This window comes from Streptomyces sp. NPDC028289, from assembly GCF_055565975.1.
On sequence record NZ_JBVHTI010000001.1, the window covers coordinates 122,734 to 139,279 of the forward strand.

Consider the following 16,546-nt stretch of genomic DNA (forward strand, 5'->3'; position numbering starts at 1 on the left):
GCCTGGCTGCGGTCCCGCACCAGTGGTGTGCTGGACGCTCCGAACCCGAGAAAGGCCGAACCGCAATGCCTTACATCACCGTTGGCGAAGAGAACAGCGCACCGATCGAGCTCTACTACGAGGACCACGGAACCGGACAGCCCATCGTGCTGATCCACGGGTACCCGCTCGACGGCCACTCCTGGGAGAAGCAGCTTCCGGTCCTGCTGGGGGCCGGACACCGCGTCGTCACCTACGACCGCCGGGGCTTCGGCCGCTCCTCCCAGCCGACCACCGGCTACGACTACGACACCTTCGCCGCCGACCTCGACAAGGTGCTCACCACGCTCGATCTCACGGACGCGGTCCTGGTCGGCTTCTCGATGGGGACCGGCGAAGTGGGCCGCTACCTGGGCAGGTACGGCTCCGGCCGGGTCGCCAAGGCGGTCTTCCTGGCCTCGCTCGAGCCCTTCCTGCTCAAGACCGACGACAACCCGACCGGTGTGGATCAGGCGGTCTTCGACGGCATCCTGGACGCGGTCGGCAAGGACCGGTACGCCTACTTCACCGCGTTCTACCAGGACTTCTACAACCTGGACGAGACGCTGGGCAGCCGGATCAGCGAGGAGGCCGTCCGCAACAGCTGGAACGTGGCGGCCGGCACCTCCGCCCACGCGTCCGTGGCCTGCGTGCCGACGTGGATCACCGACTTCCGCGCCGACGTGGCGAAGGTCGACGTCCCGGCGCTGATCCTGCACGGCACCGGGGATCGCATCCTGCCGATCGATGCGACCGGGCGTCCGTTCCACGCGCTGCTGCCGTCGGCCGAGTACGTGGAGATCGAGGGCGCCCCGCACGGCCTCTTGTGGACGCATGCCGAAGAGGTGAACGCCGCGCTGCTGTCGTTCCTCGCCAAGTAGGGTTCTCGCTCGCCCGCTACCGGAACAGCCCTGGAAGCGATCCCCTAGAAGAGCGCGCTGTACGCGTTCAGCGCCGGCTGCCCGCCCAGGTGGGCGTAGAGCACGGTGGAGTCGGCGCCGATCTCGCGGCGTTCGACCAGGTCGATCATCCCCGCCATCGACTTGCCCTCGTACACCGGGTCCGTCACCATCCCCTCCGTGCGGGCGGCCAGGCGCATCGCCTCCAGGGTGGCGTCGTCCGGGATGCCGTAGACGCCTGCGTGGTAGCGCTCGTCCAACTCGACGTCCTCGACGGTCAGTTCCCGCTTCAGTCCGATCAGCTGTCCGGTCCGGTGGGCGATGCGCGCCACCTGTTCGCGGGTCTCGGCGGGCTTGGCCGAGGCGTCGATGCCGATGACCCGGCGCTCGCGGCCGCCCGCCTCCTCCAGCGCGGCGAACCCCGCGACCATGCCGGCCTGCGTCGACCCGGTCACCGAGCAGACGACCACCGTGTCGAAGAAGACGCCCAACTGCTGCTCCTGCTCCGCGACTTCGTACGCCCAGCCCGCGAAGCCGAGACCGCCGAGCGGGTGGTCGGAGGCGCCCGCCGGGATGGCGTACGGCTTGCCGCCGGACTCCTCGACCTCGCGCAGCGCCAGCTCCCAGCTCTCCTTGAAGCCGATGCCGAACCCGGCGCGGACGAGGCGTACGTCGGCGCCGGCCAGCCTGCTGATGAGGATGTTGCCGACCTTGTCGTACACCGAGTCCGGCCACTCCACCCAGCTCTCCTGCACCAGCACGCACTTGAGCCCGGCGCGGGCGGCCACGGCGGCGACCTGGCGGGTGTGGTTGGACTGCACCCCGCCGATGGAGACGAGGGTGTCGCAGCCCTTGGCGAGCGCGTCCGCGACCAGGTACTCCAGCTTGCGCGTCTTGTTCCCGCCGTACGCGATCCCGGAGTTGCAGTCCTCCCGCTTCGCCCACAGCGTGGCACCGCCGAGATGGGCGGTGAGGCGCTCCAGCGGATGCACGGGCGACGGGCCGAAGAGGAGGGGGTAACGGTCGTAGGAGGAGAGGGACATGGGAGCTCCTGGGGTCAGTCGGGGTCGGCCAGTTCTGCGAGGCTGCGCCAGATGTCCGCCGTGATGCGGACCGCCGCCTCCGTGTCACCGGCGGCACAGGCCTCGATCAGCCGGTCGTGCAGTCCGGCCGAGCGGCAGGAGCCGCCCTCGCCGAAGCGGCGGCGCTCCAGGCGGCGGATGAGCGGGGTGTAGCGGGCGACGGTTGCGGCGGCCGCGCGATTGCCGGCCACCCGGACCAGTACGTCGTGCAGTTCGTCGTCGGCGCGCAGGGCCCCGTCCACGTCACCGGCCTTTACGGCGGCGGCGAACCGGACGTTGGACACCCGCATCAGATCCAGGTCGGCGTCCCGCAGCCGGGGTACCGCGGCGCGGGTGACCAGTTCGTGCATGGCGCCGACCACGGCCGCCGCGTCCCGTACGTCGGCGGCCACGACCGGCGTGACCCGGGTGTAGCTCTGCGGCTTGCTCTCCAGGAGACCCTCGTCGACGAGGCGAGCGAACGCCTCCCGCACGGGCGCCCGGGACAGCCCGAGCCGCTCGGCGAGCTCGGCGTCGCGCACCACCGCGCCCGGTTCGATCTCACCGGCGACGATGGCGTCCCGGATCGCGGCATAGGCGCGGTCTCGGAGCAGGGTGCGGGGGACGGGTCGCAGGGCCTCCATGAACTGAAATGTTAGATATCAGTGAAGGGCGAGGGCAAGGGGGCGACGGGCAGGGGTGTGACCCGCACCCCCCGTGAAGGTGCGGGTCACGTTCGGAAGGCGGCCCTCAGGCCGCCGTCTCCCACGGCCAGGCGGCGTCCCGGGCCGCCTCCAGCAACGGCACCATCCGGAAAGCCGCGTCCGAGAGGCCGCCGAAGGTGTGGCGGTTACCCGTGCCGGACGGGCCGTGGCCCGCCCGGTAGCCGGCCAGGTTCCAGGTGTAGACCGGGATGTGCGCCGGGACCTGCTGGGTCGGGTCGCCGTGCCGGTTGAACGCGTACTGCTCGTCGGTGACGATCAGCACCCGGTCCTGCCCCCGGTAGTGGGCGCGGATCGCCGAGGTGGTGTCGGTGCCGCCCAGGTCGCCGAAGCGGTCCAGGACCTTCAGCACCGACTCGCCCTTGCCGAACGTCAGCCGCCTGCTCGTCGTACCGAACTCGACGAGGTCCGCGTCCGCCGCCCGCAGCGCGAGCGCCGTGCCGAAGATCGCCGCCGCGTCGGCCCGGTTGAGCTCCGACCGCTCGGACAGCCGCGAGTAGAACATCGAGCCCGAACGGTCGACGAGCACCAGCGTCCGCCCCGGCAGCGCGGGCACGTTGGCCAGCGAGTGGCCGAGCGCCTGCTCCAGCGGGTACGACCAGCGCAGCGACGGCGCGTGCTGGTACGCGGCCAGGTACCGGAACGGGAACTGCCGCGACCGCGCCACCTCCGCCGGATCGCCGATCCGGGCCGCGACCGAGGCCGCGACCTCGTCCGAGACGCCGGCCTCGTCGAAGTTCCGCAGGTTGCGGACGAGCGCCATCGTCCCCATGGACGGGATGACCGCCTCCCACGCGGCCTTGTCCATCGGGCCCTGGAGCCAGCCGGCCAGCGCCTCCCAGGTGAGACCGGCCGCCGCGAGCCGCTCGGCGCCACCGGGCCCGGTGACGACCGCGCGCCGCTGCCCGACGGGCAGCGCCATCAGCTCTCGGTGGGCGCCGAGCACCGGGCTCGACGCGGGCGGTACGGCGGTGTCGGGGTTGTGCCGCCGGTCCAGCGCGTACCGGAACAGCTCACCCTGCCACGGCTTGTCCGGGTCCGGCGCCGCGTGCACCAGGTTGAGGATGTCGCCGAAGCGGTATCCCTTGGACGCGGTGTCGTACTTGAGCAGCGACTTGCCGTGGTACAGCCGTCGTACGGCGTCGGCGATCCCCCGCTTGACGGGCTTGGGAACGGCGCGGCCGTACGTCGCCGTCCAGTAGGCGAGCAGTTCGCCGGGCTCGTCGGGCCGCTGGAGCACGGAGGCGACGACCTGACGGTTCGAGGGGCCGTCGGTGGCCCCGGCGGTCAGGCGGGCGTGCACGTACTCGGCGGCGCCCACGATCGAGGCGGTCCGCATGTTGCCCTCGCCGCGCAGCCAGCCGAGCAGACCCGCCGTCCAGGCCGGGTCGGTGACGGCGAGCTCACGCAGGAGCGTGGCGAACCGGTCGTCGCGGTCGGCGTCGGTCTCGTAGAAGGTCTGCTGCGAGACGAAGTTGGCGACGGCGAGCAGGAAGAGCTCGGACCGCGCGTCCCGCTCCCGGCCGCGGCCGCCCTCGTAGGTACGGAGGATCCGCCCCGTCGAGGTGACCCGAGAAGTGGGCTGCGCCCGGGCCGCCTTGGTGTTGAATCGCACCATGGTGAATTCCCCCCGAATTCATTGGAGTTTCGGAGGAGGCGCAGCAGAAGGAGGGCGTCCGAGTTCAGGGATCGGCGACGGACCATAACCTGGCGCGTCTGCCATTTCGCCACATCGGCCCCGGGCCGATGACGGGAATCGAACCCGCACCCCCTTTCGGGGACCAGAACCTGAAGTAACCGCTGCCTGCGCACCGGACACCCACCATGAGCTGCGCCTCCCGAGATCAAGAACACGCACCGGGAGGTGCATGAAGTTTTCGGTGTCCAGAGATCGAAGTCGGCGGAACCGACGTAGGTGCTCTAACCCCTGAGCTACACCGGCGCGTTGTACCGGTGGCGGGACTCGAACCCGCGGCCGCCCCATTATGAGTGGAAGTAGGTCCTGCCTTCGCACCTGGACGTGCACAACTTCAGGAGGCGGTCCGCGGGCCGAGCGAGTGAATTAACTATCCGCGCTGCTGGCGCTTCCAGGGCCCGGTGATGGCGAGCATGATGCCCGGGGTCTGGATGTTGGCGTACAGGGTCCGGCCGTCGGGCGAGAAGGTGACGCCGGTGAACTCGCTGTACTCGGGCTCCTCTTCGGTGCCGATGTTCAGCTCGTTGCGGGCGATGGGGTAGGTGCGGCCGCTGTCGGTGGCGCCGAACAGATGCTGGAGGCCCTCGCCGTCCTCGGCGATGACGAGACCGCCGTACGGGGAGACGGTGATGTTGTCCGGGCCGTCGAAGTTGCCTTCCACGGACGGGTCCGGGTTGACGCCGATGCGGACCTTGAGCGTGAGGGTGCGGCGCTTGGGGTCGTAGAACCACACCGAGCCGTCGTGCTGGACGGGGCTCTCCGCGCGGGCGTACGAGGAGACGATGTACACGCCGCCGTCGCCCCACCACATGCCCTCCAGCTTGCGGGCGCGGGTGACCTGGCCGGTGGTGAACTGCTTGCGGACCGAGGTGGTCCTCGCGTCGCGGTCCGGGACGTCCACCCAGTCGACGCCGTAGACCGTGCCGATCTTCGTGGCCCGGGAGAGGTCGTCGACGAACTGGCCGCCGGAGTCGAAGCACTTGAACGCCTGGAGCGTGCCCGCGTCGTCGGCGAGGGTGCGCAGCTTGCCGCGGCCGTGGTGGAAGTGCTCGGGCGGGGTCCAGCGGTAGAGCAGGCCGTTCGGGTTGGAGGCGTCCTCCGTCAGGTACAGGTGGCCGCGCTTGGGGTCGACGACGACGGCCTCGTGGGCGTAGCGGCCGAGCGCCTTGACGGGCTCGGGGTTCCGGTTGGCCCGGCGGTCCTCGGGGTCGACCTCGAAGACGTAGCCGTGGTCCTTGGTGAAGCCGTTGGTGCCGGCCTTGTCCTCGGTCTCCTCGCAGGTCAGCCAGGTACCCCACGGGGTGTTGCCGCCCGCGCAGTTGGTGGCGGTGCCGGCGATGCCGACCCACTCGGCGACGTGGCCGCCGGGGCGGACCTCGACGACGGTGCAGCCGCCGGCGGCGGCCGGGTCGTAGACGAGCCCCTCGGTGAGCGGGACCGGGTACTCCCAGTTGGCGCGGGGGCCGGCCAGTTCGTGGTTGTTGACGAGGAGGGTGGCACCGCGCGGGCCGTCGAAGGTGGACGTGCCGTCGTGGTTGGAGGGGGTGAACTCACCCGACTCCAGCTTGGTCCTGCCGCTGTACGTGATGACGCGGTACCTGAAGCCGGCGGGGAGCGCGAGGATGCCGTCGGGGTCGGGCAGCAGCGGCCCGTAGCCGACGCCGCCGTGCCCGTGCCCGTGCGCCGCGTCGGCGGCTTCGGTCTCGGTGGCGGCGAGGGCGTTCGGGGCGGTGGCGAGCGCGCCGACGCTGCCCGCCAGCGCGACACCGGCACCGGTGATCGCGGATTTCGCGGCGAAGTCCCTGCGGGTGAGCGACATGGTGTCTCCTGTGACGGTCGGAGTGCCGTGGAGGGTGGCGAACCTCAATTCGGCGCACACGCTCCCGGCCGCCCCTGAACACCGGTTGAACACAGGGCGACATCACGACCGTCTCTTCCATGAATCCGTAATCCCCGCCCCACGCCGCCCCAAAGGCCGCCCCAAGAACACCCCGCAGAGGGCGACGACTTCTCCTCCGGGCTGATCCTTTTTCCCGCCGCAACGGCGCTCAGCCCAAACGGCGGCACCCGGCGGTGCCCAACCACCCACACGCCCCATCCCACCGGCGCGCACCACGACACCGCGCCCCGCCGCATCCTCTTTTCCCGCCGCGACGGCGCTCAGCCGGACACAACGCAGCCGGCGGTGCCCAACCTCCGCGCACCCCCCACCCCTTCGCCCCTACCCCCCGTGCTGCGACCGTGCCTTGAACGCCGCCTTGCGGGCCTCCTTGGCCACCTTCTTGTCGGGGTGCAGGCGGCCCATCGCCTCCAGGACGTCGGCCGTGTCGGGGTGCCCCACCCGCCACGCCTGGGCGAAGAACCCGCCGTGCTGCCGGGCGAGGCCCTCCACCAGCGCCTGGAGCTCCTCGGAGTTCCCTTCGGCGGCCAACTGCGCGGCCACCGTGTCGATGGTCAGCCAGAAGATCATGTCCTGGGAGGGCGCCGGCACGTCGGCGGCGCCGCGTTCGGCCAGCCAGACCCTCGCCAGGCCACCCAGCTCGGGGTCGTCGAGGACCTCGCGGAGGGCGGGCTCGGCCTCGGCGCCGAGCAGGGACAGCGCCTGCTGGCAGCGCAGCCGCCGCAGCGGGGCACCCGCGTCCGCACCGCGCGCGGCGGCCAGCAGTTCGCGCGCCGCGGCGAGGGACTCACGGCGGGCCAGCCACTGCTCGGTCTCGGCCTGCGCGGCGCCCTGCGGAAACGCGGCCGTGCCGTCGAGCAGCGCGTCCGCGCCCTTGTCGGCGAGCTCGCCGACCGCCGGTGCCTCGAACCCGGCCTCCAGCAGCCGCGCCCGGAGCCCGTACGCGCCGAGCGGGGTGAGCCGCACCATGCCGTACCGGGAGACGTCGGCCTCGTCGACCGGCCCCGCCGCCGGCTCCTCCTCCGCGTCGGCCATCAGCGTCTCGTCGACCGGCTGGTACTCGACGAGCCCGACCGGCTCCAGCAACCGGAACTGGTCGTCAAGCCGCATCATCGCGTCGGAGACCTGTTCGAGGACGTCGTTGGTCGGCTCCCCCATGTCGCTGGGCACGATCATCGACGCGGCGAGCGCGGGCAGCGGCACCGGCGCCTCGCCGGGACCACCCTCGCTCACGGTCAGCAGGTACAGGTTGCCGAGGACACCGTCGAGGAACTCCGCCTCCGCCTCCGGGTCCCAGCCGAGTGACGAGAAATCGACCTCGCCGCCCTCGTCGAGCGCGTCGACAATTCCGTCCAGGTCGGGCACGCTCGCGTCCGCGATCACGGTCTCCAGCGCGGCCTGCCACACCGCGAGCACGTCGTGCGGCGAGCCGCCGGTGAGCAGCGCCAGCTCCTCCCCCGCCGCCACGGTCCCGGCCTCCTCGTCGGCGATCTCGACCAGTCCGGCGTCCACGGCGACCCGCCAGGCCTCACCGGCGTAGGCGACGGCGTCCTCCCCGGTGAGTCCGAGCACCTCGGCGGCGGCCGGGAGCTGCTCCTCGACCAGTTCGCCACCTGCGTCCACACGGGTGTCGGGGCCGGCCCAGCGGGCGAGCCGCGCGGCCCGGGTGAGCAACGGCGTGGACAGCGCGGCGTGCGCCAGCTCCGCTTCGGAACGCAACCGCACCGGGGGCAGGGGGGCGCTGTCAGACATCGGCTGGTTCTCCTCGGACGCCTCAACGGTCGTACGGCGACATGGACACCGTATCGACGGCCGTACGACCACCTGGACGCCGTACGGCTCAGCCGCTCAGCCTAGACGGATTTCCACCCATGCCACCCGGTTCATCTCCCCGCCCGGCCCCGTACATGGCTGAAACCTTGACAACTGCCTTGATCAGGCAGGAGATTGACGCGCGTAGAAAACGGGGGGACAACTGTTCACTCGGTATCTACGCGTGTCATATCCGCGTCACATGGCATACATGAACGTGTCATGAACGCTCCATAAACCGCCCTTGTCCCGGCGCTTCCGATGTCCCCGGAGGGATTCCCTTGCCGAGCAGGTCTTCCGCGCGTCTCGCCGCGCTCACCGTCGCCGCCGTCTGCAGCGCGGCGTCCACCGTCGCCCTCACCTCGCCCGCGCAGGCCGACGGGCTGCGTATCCACGACGTCCAGGGCACCACGCGTATATCCCCGTACGCCGGCCAGAAGGTGACGGACGTCCCCGGCATCGTCACGGGCACGCGCACCTACGGCTCCTCCAGAGGTTTCTGGATCCAGGATCCGACGCCGGACGACAACCCGGCCACCAGCGAGGGCGTCTTCGTCTTCACCAGCTCCACCCCGAAGGTCGCGGTCGGCGACTCCGTCAAGGTCACCGGCACGGTCTCCGAGTACGTCCCGGGCGGCGCCTCCACCGGCAACCAGTCGCTGACCGAGATCACCAAGCCGACCATCACCACCGTCTCCACCGGCAACGCGGTCCCGGCGCCGGTCGTGATCGACAAGAAGTCGGTGCCGAGCGCGTACACCCCGGCGGGTGACACGGCCGCCGGCAGTTCGATCAACGGCCTGACCCTGCAGCCGAAGAAGTACGCCCTGGACTACTACGAGTCCCTGGAGGGCATGAACGTCCAGGTCAAGGACGCCCGCGTGGTCACCGCCACCGACCCGTACGCGGAGCTGTGGGTCACGGTGAAGCCGCACGAGAACCGCACCAACCGCGGCGGCTCGCTGTACCGCTCCTACCGCGACCAGAACACCGGCCGCCTCCAGATCCAGTCCCTCGGCTCGACCGCGGACTTCCCGGTGGCGAACGTCGGCGACACCCTGACCGGCGCCACGACCGGCCCGATGGACTACAACCAGTACGGCGGCTACACCCTGGTCGCGGGCACGCTGGGCACCCTGAAGAGCGGTGGCCTGCAGCGCGAGACGACGAAGAAGCAGTCGCACGGCCAGCTGGCGGTGGCGACCTACAACGTCGAGAACCTCGACCCCTCGGACGGCACCTTCGCCGCGCACGCGTCCGCGATCGTGAACAACCTCCAGTCGCCCGACATCGTGTCCCTGGAGGAGATCCAGGACAACAACGGCGCGACGGACGACGGCACGGTCGCCGCCGACGTGACGGTGAACAAGCTGATCGACGCGATCGTCGCGGCCGGCGGCCCGACGTACCAGTGGCGTTCCATCAACCCCGTCAACGACCAGGACGGCGGCGAGCCCGGCGGCAACATCCGCCAGGTCTTCCTGTTCAACCCGGAGCGGGTCTCCTTCGTCGACCGCGCGGGCGGCGACTCCACCACCGCGGTGGGCGTCGCCAAGGTGCACGGCAAGGCCCAGCTGACGGCCTCCCCGGGCCGCATCGACCCGGCGAACTCCGCCTGGACGGCCAGCCGCAAGCCGCTCGCCGGCGAGTTCGTCTTCCAGGGCAAGACGGTCTTCGTGATCGCCAACCACCTGAACTCCAAGGGCGGCGACCAGGGGCTGACCTCGCAGTACCAGCCGGTGGTGCGCAGCTCGGAGACCCAGCGCCACGCGCAGGCGACGCTGGTCAACGCGTTCGTCAGGAACATCCTCGACGTCCAGAAGGACGCCGAGGTCATCGCGCTCGGCGACATGAACGACTTCGACTTCTCCGGCACCACCAAGATCCTGGAGAGCCACGGCGCGCTCTGGTCGGCGATCCAGTCGCTGCCGACGAAGGAGCGCTACACCTACGACTACCAGGGCAACGAGCAGGTCCTGGACCAGATCCTGATCAGCAAGCAGATCCGCGGCAAGGGCGACTTCGAGTACGACAGCGTGCACATCAACTCGGAGTTCCACGACCAGATCAGCGACCACGACCCGCAGGTGCTGCGCTTCCGCCCGTAAGCGGTCGGCCTTGGCTCAGGACTGGCCGAACACCCCGTTCAGCCAGTCCTGCCAGGCGGTCTCGTTCGCCTCGGCGTCGGCGTCCGGAGCGAAGTCGTGGACGCTGATGCCGACCGGGGCGCCCCAGTGATTGCGCCCGAAGAACCGGACGAGGGCGTCCTCGGTGCGCAGCCCGACGAAGTAGGGGTCGCGGTAGTCGACCACCACGTCCAGGACCCGCCCGCCGGGCCCGTGGACGCTCGCCTTCGCGCCCGGCGCCAGGTCGTCCGGCAGGCCGAGGGCCCGGCCCACGGCGGCGAAGGCGTCCGGCGCCTGGGACGCCTCCGGCCCGTTCAGCTGGGCGAAGCTCACCGGGCGGGGCGCGAAGTGGGTGAGGTACTCGCGCAGGGTGTGCAGGTAGAAGTCGGTGTGCCGGCTCGCGCCGTCGTACTGGTTGTCCCAGTCGTCGGTGAAGATCCCGCTGTGCACGTAGCGCACCCAGGCGCGGCGGCCGCCGTCGCGCTCCTCGATGACGTGCTCCAGCTGGTTGGTGCTCTGGGTCGGGAAGCCGACGTCCTCGCTGCGGGTGACCAGGTGGTGCGGCGGGTCGTAGGCGGTGACAGTGGATCCGAAGGCCGCCGTGCCGCCCACCCGGGGCTCGGGCGGCTGCATCGGCCACAGATAGCCGCCGGTGCCGTGGGTGATCGCCTCCCACACCTCCGCGGGCGTGGCGTCGACCTCGAACTCACGGGCGATCTCGAATTCCTTGGACATGATGGGGCTCCTGCCGCCTACTGTTCCAGCTCGGGGGTGGGCCGGTCCTTGACCGTGGGATGGACGGCGACCACGATCCGGTGGTCCCGGCCGCCCTCCGCGTCGGGTGCGTCGTACTTGCGCACGAGCGCGCTCACACCCGCCGTCAGCTCCTGCACGAAGGCCGCCCGGTCGGCGGCGGAGGCGAAGCGGACCTCGCCGTCCAGCGCGTAGGTCGCCAGCCGCCGGCGGGTCTTGGCGGCCCCGGTGACCAGCATGCCGACGTCGCGCACCAGACGCGCGCCGAGCGCGAGCAGCCAGCGCGCGGAGAGCTGGTCGCGGAAGCGGTCCGGGTCCGGCTGTACGGCGGGCAGGGCGGCCGGCGAGATGACGTACGACGCGGCGGTCGCGCGCATCAGCCGCTCGGTGACGTTGCCCTTGCGCCGCTCTCCTGCCAGCTCGACCAGGCCGTGCCGCTCCAGCGTCTTCAGGTGGTAGTTCACCTTCTGCCGGGGCAGCCCGACCTTGCCGGCCAGCATCGCGGCCGACGCGGGCGCGTCGGCCAGTTCGGCGAGCAGCCTGGCCCGTATGGGGTCGAGCGACACGGCCGCTGCCTCGGGGTCCTCGATCACGGTGACGTCCAGCATGGCTCCACCGTCCCACCGAAAACTTTTTTTGTCCACACGGGTGGAGTTTTCGGTGGAACGGTGGGGCGCGGCCCTTCCACGGATCCCGGCGGAGCCCCGTTGGATCCCGGCGGATCCCTCGACGGATCCCGGCCGTGGCCCTCGGCGGATCTCAGGCGCGACGGCCCCGGCGCAGCACGCCCACCGCCACGGCGACGGCGACGGCGGTGCCCGCGACCAGCACCGGCCTCGGGTGCCGTACGACGGCCCGCACGACCAGGCGCGCGGGCTGCGGGACCCGGCCCTCGACGGCGTGCCCCGCCACGGCGGCCTTCTCCGACGCCAGGTGCCCGGCGTGCCCGGCCCGCTCCTGCACGGCGTGTCCGGTCCGCAGCGCCCGCTCCTGGAACGTGTGCCGCGCCTTGGCCATCTGCTCCTGTGCCGTGCGGCCGCCCTTCACCGCCCGGCCCTGGGCCTGGTGACCGGCCCTGGTCGCACCCTCGCGCAGCTGCACGGTCAGCGCGCCGGCCTTGTCCACGAGGTCGGCGGCGCGGGCCTGGGTACGGCCCTTGAGGTCGGCCTTCGCCGCCAGGGCACCGGCGGTGTGGGGCAGTCGGGCCCCCGTTCCGCGTGCGGTCCTCTTCGTCATCGGTGCTGCCCCTCCTGGTCTCGTCGGCGTCCGCTCTGACTGCTGACCTTCCGAGTACCCGGTCCGGGCGCCCTCAGCCCTGCTCGCCCCGTTCGCCGAGCCGGGCGAGCTGGCTCTGGAACCAGTCGAGGCGGGCCTGCAACAGAGCCGCCTCCGCGACCAGTTCGGGCACCCCGAGGCCTTCCCACACCACGGTCCGGCCGCCGTCGGCCGCCGTACCCCCGGCGATCACATGCAGCCCCTGCCCCGCCAGCCGGGCGAATCCGGCGAGCGAGACGGACGCACGCGCGCGGACACAGCCCGCGCAGGCGGCCGCGAGGGCACGCCAGCCGGGCCTGCCCCAGCCCGCGTCGGCGAGCGCGACGGCCGGCGCGCCGCAGGCGCACGGCCCGACGGTCGCGGTCCGCACCCGCTGCCGAGCGTAGCGGAAACCGCGCTCGAAACGGATGTAGGCGCCGAGGACGGAGACCTCGAGCAGCACGGCCGCCCGGTGCTCCGCGGTGCACAGCAGGGCCTCGGCGACCTCGCGTTCGTGCACACAGTGGAAGCCGCAGTCGCACAGCCGCGCGGGCGGGCGGTGCCGTCGGCCGTAGCCGCAGGACGCATCGTCCAGCACTCCGTACGGCAGCGCGCCGCCCAGCGACACACCGGTGAACCCGGCCCGTGCACCGTCCTGGGACAGCATCGGGTGGGCGATCTTGTAACCGGCCGGCGGCTCCGTCGGCCGTTCCGCCGGGAGCCAGGGCCTCATCGGGCGGCCGGAGCCCCTTCGGACGCGGGCGCCTCCCGGAGTTCCTGGGTCTCGTGGAGCTCGTGGGTCTCTTCGGGAAGTTCGGAAAGTCCGGGTACCTCGTCGCGGACGAGCGGCCGCTCCTCAGCGACCCCGGTGGCCAGTGCCTTGCCCAGCTTCATGGTGCCTCCCATGACCCATGACCTGCCGTCGGTGACCGTCCGGCCCATAGTGGCCCATGAGGGGCCGTTTGGGACACAGGGCCTCGCGCTCGCGTCCCGGCGCCCTGCGGCCACCGCACGCCGCGGGTCAACCGGAAGCGGGCCGCAGGTTGTTCATGAGCAGGCCGAGGGCGAACTCGAAGCGGTCGTGACCGGTGCCGGAGATCAGCTCGGCGGCATGACGTCGGGTGTGCGGGAACCTCTCGGCAGGCAGTGCGGTGAAGCGGTCCAGCAACTCCTCGCGGCTGAGCACCCATTCCTGATCCTGGTGCCGGCGCCGCTGCCGGACCAGGGACTGCTCCAGCGCATAGGCGCTGACGTAGAGGGACAGCGCGTCGCGGGCCCATCCGGCCGTCCGCGGTTCGACGCCGCCCGCGAGCAGGATCGCCAGGATTCCCTCGCCGACCCGCAGCGTTTCCAGGTTGGTCGACACCACGGCCAGCGCGGCGCGGGAGACTCCGGGGTATTTCAGGTACAGGTCGCGGATCTGCGTGTACACCCCGAGCAGTTGCTCACGCCAGGCAGCCGGGTCCGGTGCGGGGAGCACGACCTCGGCGTAGAGCCTGCCGATCAGCAGATCGTCGATGTCGTCCTTGTTGACGATGTGCGCGTACAGCGACGACGGACCGGTCCCGAGCACGGCGGCGACCCGGCGGATGGTCAGCGCGTCGTACCCCTCGGTGGCGACGACCGCCAGGGCTGCTGACCAGCCTCACGGTGCACACCGACGCCGCGCTGACCGGCTACGACGTACTGCCCGACGGCGGTGTCCGGGCCCGGTTCGCCCGCCGCGACCCGGCCACCGCCGACCTGCTCGTCGGCGCGGACGGCATCGCCTCCGCGGTCCGCGGGGTGTTGTCGCCGCGGACCACCCCGACCGACACCGGCGTCCGGTTCGTCATCGGCCGCACCCCGCTGACCGACGAGTTCACCGGCCTGTCCCAGGCCTACGGCTCGAAGATCACGGGCGACGGCGTCAGCCTGCTGCTCGGCGCGATGCGCTTCCGTACCCCACCGAAGCAGGCCGCCGAGCAACTGGCCCCCGACGTCACGCTGCCCGACATCGGTGACTACGTGCGCTGGGCCATGATCCTGCCGCGAAACGGCTCGCTGGAGGACCTGACCGCGCAGGACGCCGTGCTGTCCAGGATGGAAGGCTGGCACCCGGAGCTGCGCACGCTGATCGAGCAGGCCGACCCGGACAACAGCACACTGCTGTCCATCCGGGTGGTCAAGCCCGGTGAGCGCTGGGCGTCCGGCCCGGTCACACTGCTCGGCGACGCCATCCACGCCACCTCCCCGACCGGCGGCAACGGCGCGAACACCGCGCTGCGCGACGCCGACCTGCTGCGCCGCCGCCTGATCGAGGCGGGCGAAGGCCGCCGGGAACTGCTCGACGCGGTCGACGACTACGAGCGGCAGATGTTCGAGTACGGCGCCGAGGCCGTACGCGGCAGCCTCGAAAAACTGCCTGCCTTCGCCCCCGAAGCAAAGCTTTCCTGAGGCATCAAAACCAACAGCTTAGTGTTCCTAAGACATTCATCGTAGAAAAATTAAGTGGAGCTAAGCTTTCGCGCTGCCGAGACTACCCCCATGACGAACCCACACGGCACCGCCCGTTCGCCCCGCCCCTTCGGCCGCACCCTCTGCGCCATGGTCACCCCCTTCACCGAAGCGGGCGCGCTCGACCTCGACGGCGCCCGGCGGCTGGCCGCGCATCTGGTGGCGGAGGGCTGCGACGGTCTGGTGCTGAACGGCACCACCGGTGAGTCGCCGACCACGACGGATGCGGAGAAGGCCGAGCTGATCGCGGCCGTCCGGGCGGCGGTGGGCGAGCGGGTGCCGCTCGTCGCGGGCGTGGGCACCGCGGACACCCTGCACACCGTCGAGCTCACGCGCGCGGCCGAGAAGGCGGGCGCGGACGGCGTCCTGGTGGTGTCGCCGTACTACAGCAGGCCCCCGCAGGACGCGCTGGAGGCGCACTTCCTCCAGGTGGCCGACGCGAGCGGGCTGCCGGTGATGCTGTACGACATCCCGGGCCGCACCGGCACCCGGATCGAGCCGGAGACGCTGGTCCGGCTCGCCGCGCACCCCCGGATCGTGGCCGTGAAGGACTGCTCGTACGACTTCCTCGGCACCCAGAAGGTGCTGGCGCGCACGGACCTGGCGTACTACGCGGGCTGCGACGAGCACATCCTCGCCCTGTACGCGGTGGGCGCGGCCGGCTGTGTCAGCACGGTGGCGAATGTCGTCCCCTCCCGGGTCTCCGCGATCCTGGAGGCGTTCGACGCGGGCGACACGGCCCGAGCGGCCGAACTCCAGCTGGGTGCCGTCCCGTTGATCGAGGCGATGACGGCCGCGGGCCTGCCGGGCACGGTCACGGCGAAGGCGCTGCTCGCCGCAACGGGCCTGCCGGCGGGCCCGGTACGCGCACCTCTGCGCGCCGCGGGCCGGGAGACGGCGGACCGGCTGCGGGCGGTGTACGCGGAGTTCACGGAGTCCATGGCCGCCTGATCAACGCTCGGCGAAGCGTCGGAATCCCCCCTGGCCCTGCCCCGCAGCGAAGCGTGCGCAGCGACGCCGCCGCCCCTGCCCGGCGCGGGGATATTCGCCGGTGCTCCGCCCGCCGCTGCCGTACGTTGGCCCCGTGCGCCCTCCCCTGCTGTTCCTGGACGTCGACGGCCCCCTCAACCCGTACGCGGCCAAGCCCGAGCGACGCCCGGAGGGCTATACGACGATCCGGGCGACCGTCCGTCCGGGCCGCCCGCTGCGGGTGTGGCTGAACCCGTCCCACGGGCCGGCGCTGCTCGCCCTCGGCTACGAGCTGTGCTGGGCGACCACCTGGATGGCCGAGGCCAACCGCTGGATCGGCCCGGTCGTCGGCCTCCCCGAACTGCCGTACGTCGACTTCGGGCGAGGCCTGCTGGCCGAGCGGCCGGACGGGGTCCACTGGAAGACCGAGGCGATCGTGGCGTATGCAGAGGGGCGGCCGTTCGCCTGGGTGGACGACGAACAGACCCCGGCGGACACGCTGTACGTCCGCTCCCATCACCCCGGCCCGGCCCTCCTGCATCACGTCAGCCCCCGGATCGGCCTGCGCGAGGACGACTTCGCCGCACTGACGGAGTTCCACGCTTCCCTGCCGCACGACGACTGAACGCCCCTCCCGGTCACACGGGAAGGCGCTCAGCTCGGTGGCGGCGGGCGTCGGTGCGCTGGCGCGAGCGATGGCACCGTCTCGCAGATCGCCCACAGTTCGATGATCTTCGCCTGTGCCTCACAGCGGAACCGCTCGAACGCAGGCGGCCTTGCGCGATCACACACGCCGTACCGGTAGGAGCACCAGGGTCGTGCGCCGGCCGCCCAACGGCG

At 71.6% G+C, this 16,546-nt stretch carries 16 protein-coding genes; 5 read left to right on the forward strand and 11 right to left on the reverse strand.

Going from position 1 to position 16,546, the window contains the following annotated elements:
* The first annotated feature begins 65 nt into the window (after nucleotides 1–65).
* A complete protein-coding gene (locus ACZ4UV_RS00590) occupies nucleotides 66–899 on the forward strand; it encodes an alpha/beta fold hydrolase (protein ID WP_467835066.1) in 834 nt (277 codons plus the stop codon).
* Nucleotides 900–943: 44 nt separating this feature from the next.
* Here the strand turns inward: ACZ4UV_RS00590 and ACZ4UV_RS00595 are convergent, their stop codons facing one another.
* From ACZ4UV_RS00595 to ACZ4UV_RS00615, 5 genes are all read right to left on the reverse strand, one after another.
* Entirely contained in the window at nucleotides 944–1,960 is a 1,017-nt protein-coding gene (locus ACZ4UV_RS00595; RefSeq protein ID WP_451016329.1) for a 1-aminocyclopropane-1-carboxylate deaminase, read from the reverse strand.
* A gap of 14 nt (nucleotides 1,961–1,974) precedes the next feature.
* Nucleotides 1,975–2,622, reverse strand: a complete 648-nt coding sequence (locus tag ACZ4UV_RS00600) for a GntR family transcriptional regulator (protein ID WP_467835070.1) — start codon at nucleotides 2,620–2,622, stop codon at nucleotides 1,975–1,977.
* Between the two features lie 106 nt (nucleotides 2,623–2,728).
* Nucleotides 2,729–4,318, reverse strand: coding sequence for a TROVE domain-containing protein (locus tag ACZ4UV_RS00605; protein WP_467835073.1), 1,590 nt, complete (start codon nucleotides 4,316–4,318; stop codon nucleotides 2,729–2,731).
* A gap of 448 nt (nucleotides 4,319–4,766) precedes the next feature.
* Nucleotides 4,767–6,215: an alkaline phosphatase PhoX gene (locus ACZ4UV_RS00610; RefSeq protein WP_467835075.1), complete on the reverse strand. Its 1,449-nt coding sequence runs from the start codon at nucleotides 6,213–6,215 to the stop codon at nucleotides 4,767–4,769.
* Between the two features lie 402 nt (nucleotides 6,216–6,617).
* Nucleotides 6,618–8,048, reverse strand: a complete 1,431-nt coding sequence (locus ACZ4UV_RS00615) for a hypothetical protein (protein WP_390038393.1) — start codon at nucleotides 8,046–8,048, stop codon at nucleotides 6,618–6,620.
* A gap of 341 nt (nucleotides 8,049–8,389) precedes the next feature.
* On the opposite strand from ACZ4UV_RS00615, the gene ACZ4UV_RS00620 reads away from it, so the two are divergent.
* Nucleotides 8,390–10,216, forward strand: a complete 1,827-nt coding sequence (locus tag ACZ4UV_RS00620; RefSeq protein WP_451016324.1) for an endonuclease/exonuclease/phosphatase family protein — start codon at nucleotides 8,390–8,392, stop codon at nucleotides 10,214–10,216.
* Nucleotides 10,217–10,231: 15 nt separating this feature from the next.
* On the opposite strand, the gene ACZ4UV_RS00625 is transcribed toward ACZ4UV_RS00620, so the two are convergent.
* From ACZ4UV_RS00625 to ACZ4UV_RS00650, 6 genes are all read right to left on the reverse strand, one after another.
* Entirely contained in the window at nucleotides 10,232–10,969 is a 738-nt protein-coding gene (locus ACZ4UV_RS00625; RefSeq protein ID WP_390038389.1) for an SRPBCC family protein, read from the reverse strand.
* A gap of 17 nt (nucleotides 10,970–10,986) precedes the next feature.
* The gene (locus ACZ4UV_RS00630) at nucleotides 10,987–11,595 is read right to left on the reverse strand and encodes an ArsR/SmtB family transcription factor (protein ID WP_390038387.1); all 609 of its coding nucleotides are present in this window, start codon (nucleotides 11,593–11,595) and stop codon (nucleotides 10,987–10,989) included.
* 151 nt (nucleotides 11,596–11,746) lie between these two features.
* On the reverse strand, nucleotides 11,747–12,223 hold the full coding sequence (locus tag ACZ4UV_RS00635; RefSeq protein WP_467835080.1) for a DUF3618 domain-containing protein: 477 nt from the start codon (nucleotides 12,221–12,223) through the stop codon (nucleotides 11,747–11,749).
* 73 nt (nucleotides 12,224–12,296) lie between these two features.
* Nucleotides 12,297–12,974 carry a hypothetical protein gene (locus ACZ4UV_RS00640; RefSeq protein ID WP_467835083.1) on the reverse strand — a complete coding sequence of 226 codons (678 nt, stop codon included), beginning with the start codon at nucleotides 12,972–12,974 and terminating at the stop codon, nucleotides 12,297–12,299.
* Nucleotides 12,971–13,147 (reverse strand): hypothetical protein, encoded by a 177-nt coding sequence (locus ACZ4UV_RS00645; protein WP_451016344.1) that lies wholly within the window; start codon nucleotides 13,145–13,147, stop codon nucleotides 12,971–12,973. Before ACZ4UV_RS00645 ends, ACZ4UV_RS00640 begins: the two co-directional genes overlap by 4 nt.
* A gap of 115 nt (nucleotides 13,148–13,262) precedes the next feature.
* On the reverse strand, nucleotides 13,263–13,871 hold the full coding sequence (locus ACZ4UV_RS00650; RefSeq protein WP_451016342.1) for a TetR/AcrR family transcriptional regulator C-terminal domain-containing protein: 609 nt from the start codon (nucleotides 13,869–13,871) through the stop codon (nucleotides 13,263–13,265).
* Between the two features lie 20 nt (nucleotides 13,872–13,891).
* Here ACZ4UV_RS00650 and ACZ4UV_RS00655 point away from each other — a divergent pair, with 20 nt between their 5' ends.
* From ACZ4UV_RS00655 to ACZ4UV_RS00665, 3 genes are all read left to right on the forward strand, one after another.
* Nucleotides 13,892–14,677, forward strand: a complete 786-nt coding sequence (locus ACZ4UV_RS00655) for an FAD-dependent oxidoreductase (RefSeq protein WP_451016321.1) — start codon at nucleotides 13,892–13,894, stop codon at nucleotides 14,675–14,677.
* Nucleotides 14,678–14,767: 90 nt separating this feature from the next.
* Nucleotides 14,768–15,688 (forward strand): 4-hydroxy-tetrahydrodipicolinate synthase, encoded by a 921-nt coding sequence (dapA, locus tag ACZ4UV_RS00660; RefSeq protein ID WP_390038379.1) that lies wholly within the window; start codon nucleotides 14,768–14,770, stop codon nucleotides 15,686–15,688.
* A 133-nt stretch (nucleotides 15,689–15,821) separates the two neighbouring features.
* The gene (locus tag ACZ4UV_RS00665; protein ID WP_390038377.1) at nucleotides 15,822–16,331 is read left to right on the forward strand and encodes a hypothetical protein; all 510 of its coding nucleotides are present in this window, start codon (nucleotides 15,822–15,824) and stop codon (nucleotides 16,329–16,331) included.
* Nucleotides 16,332–16,546: the final 215 nt, after the last annotated feature.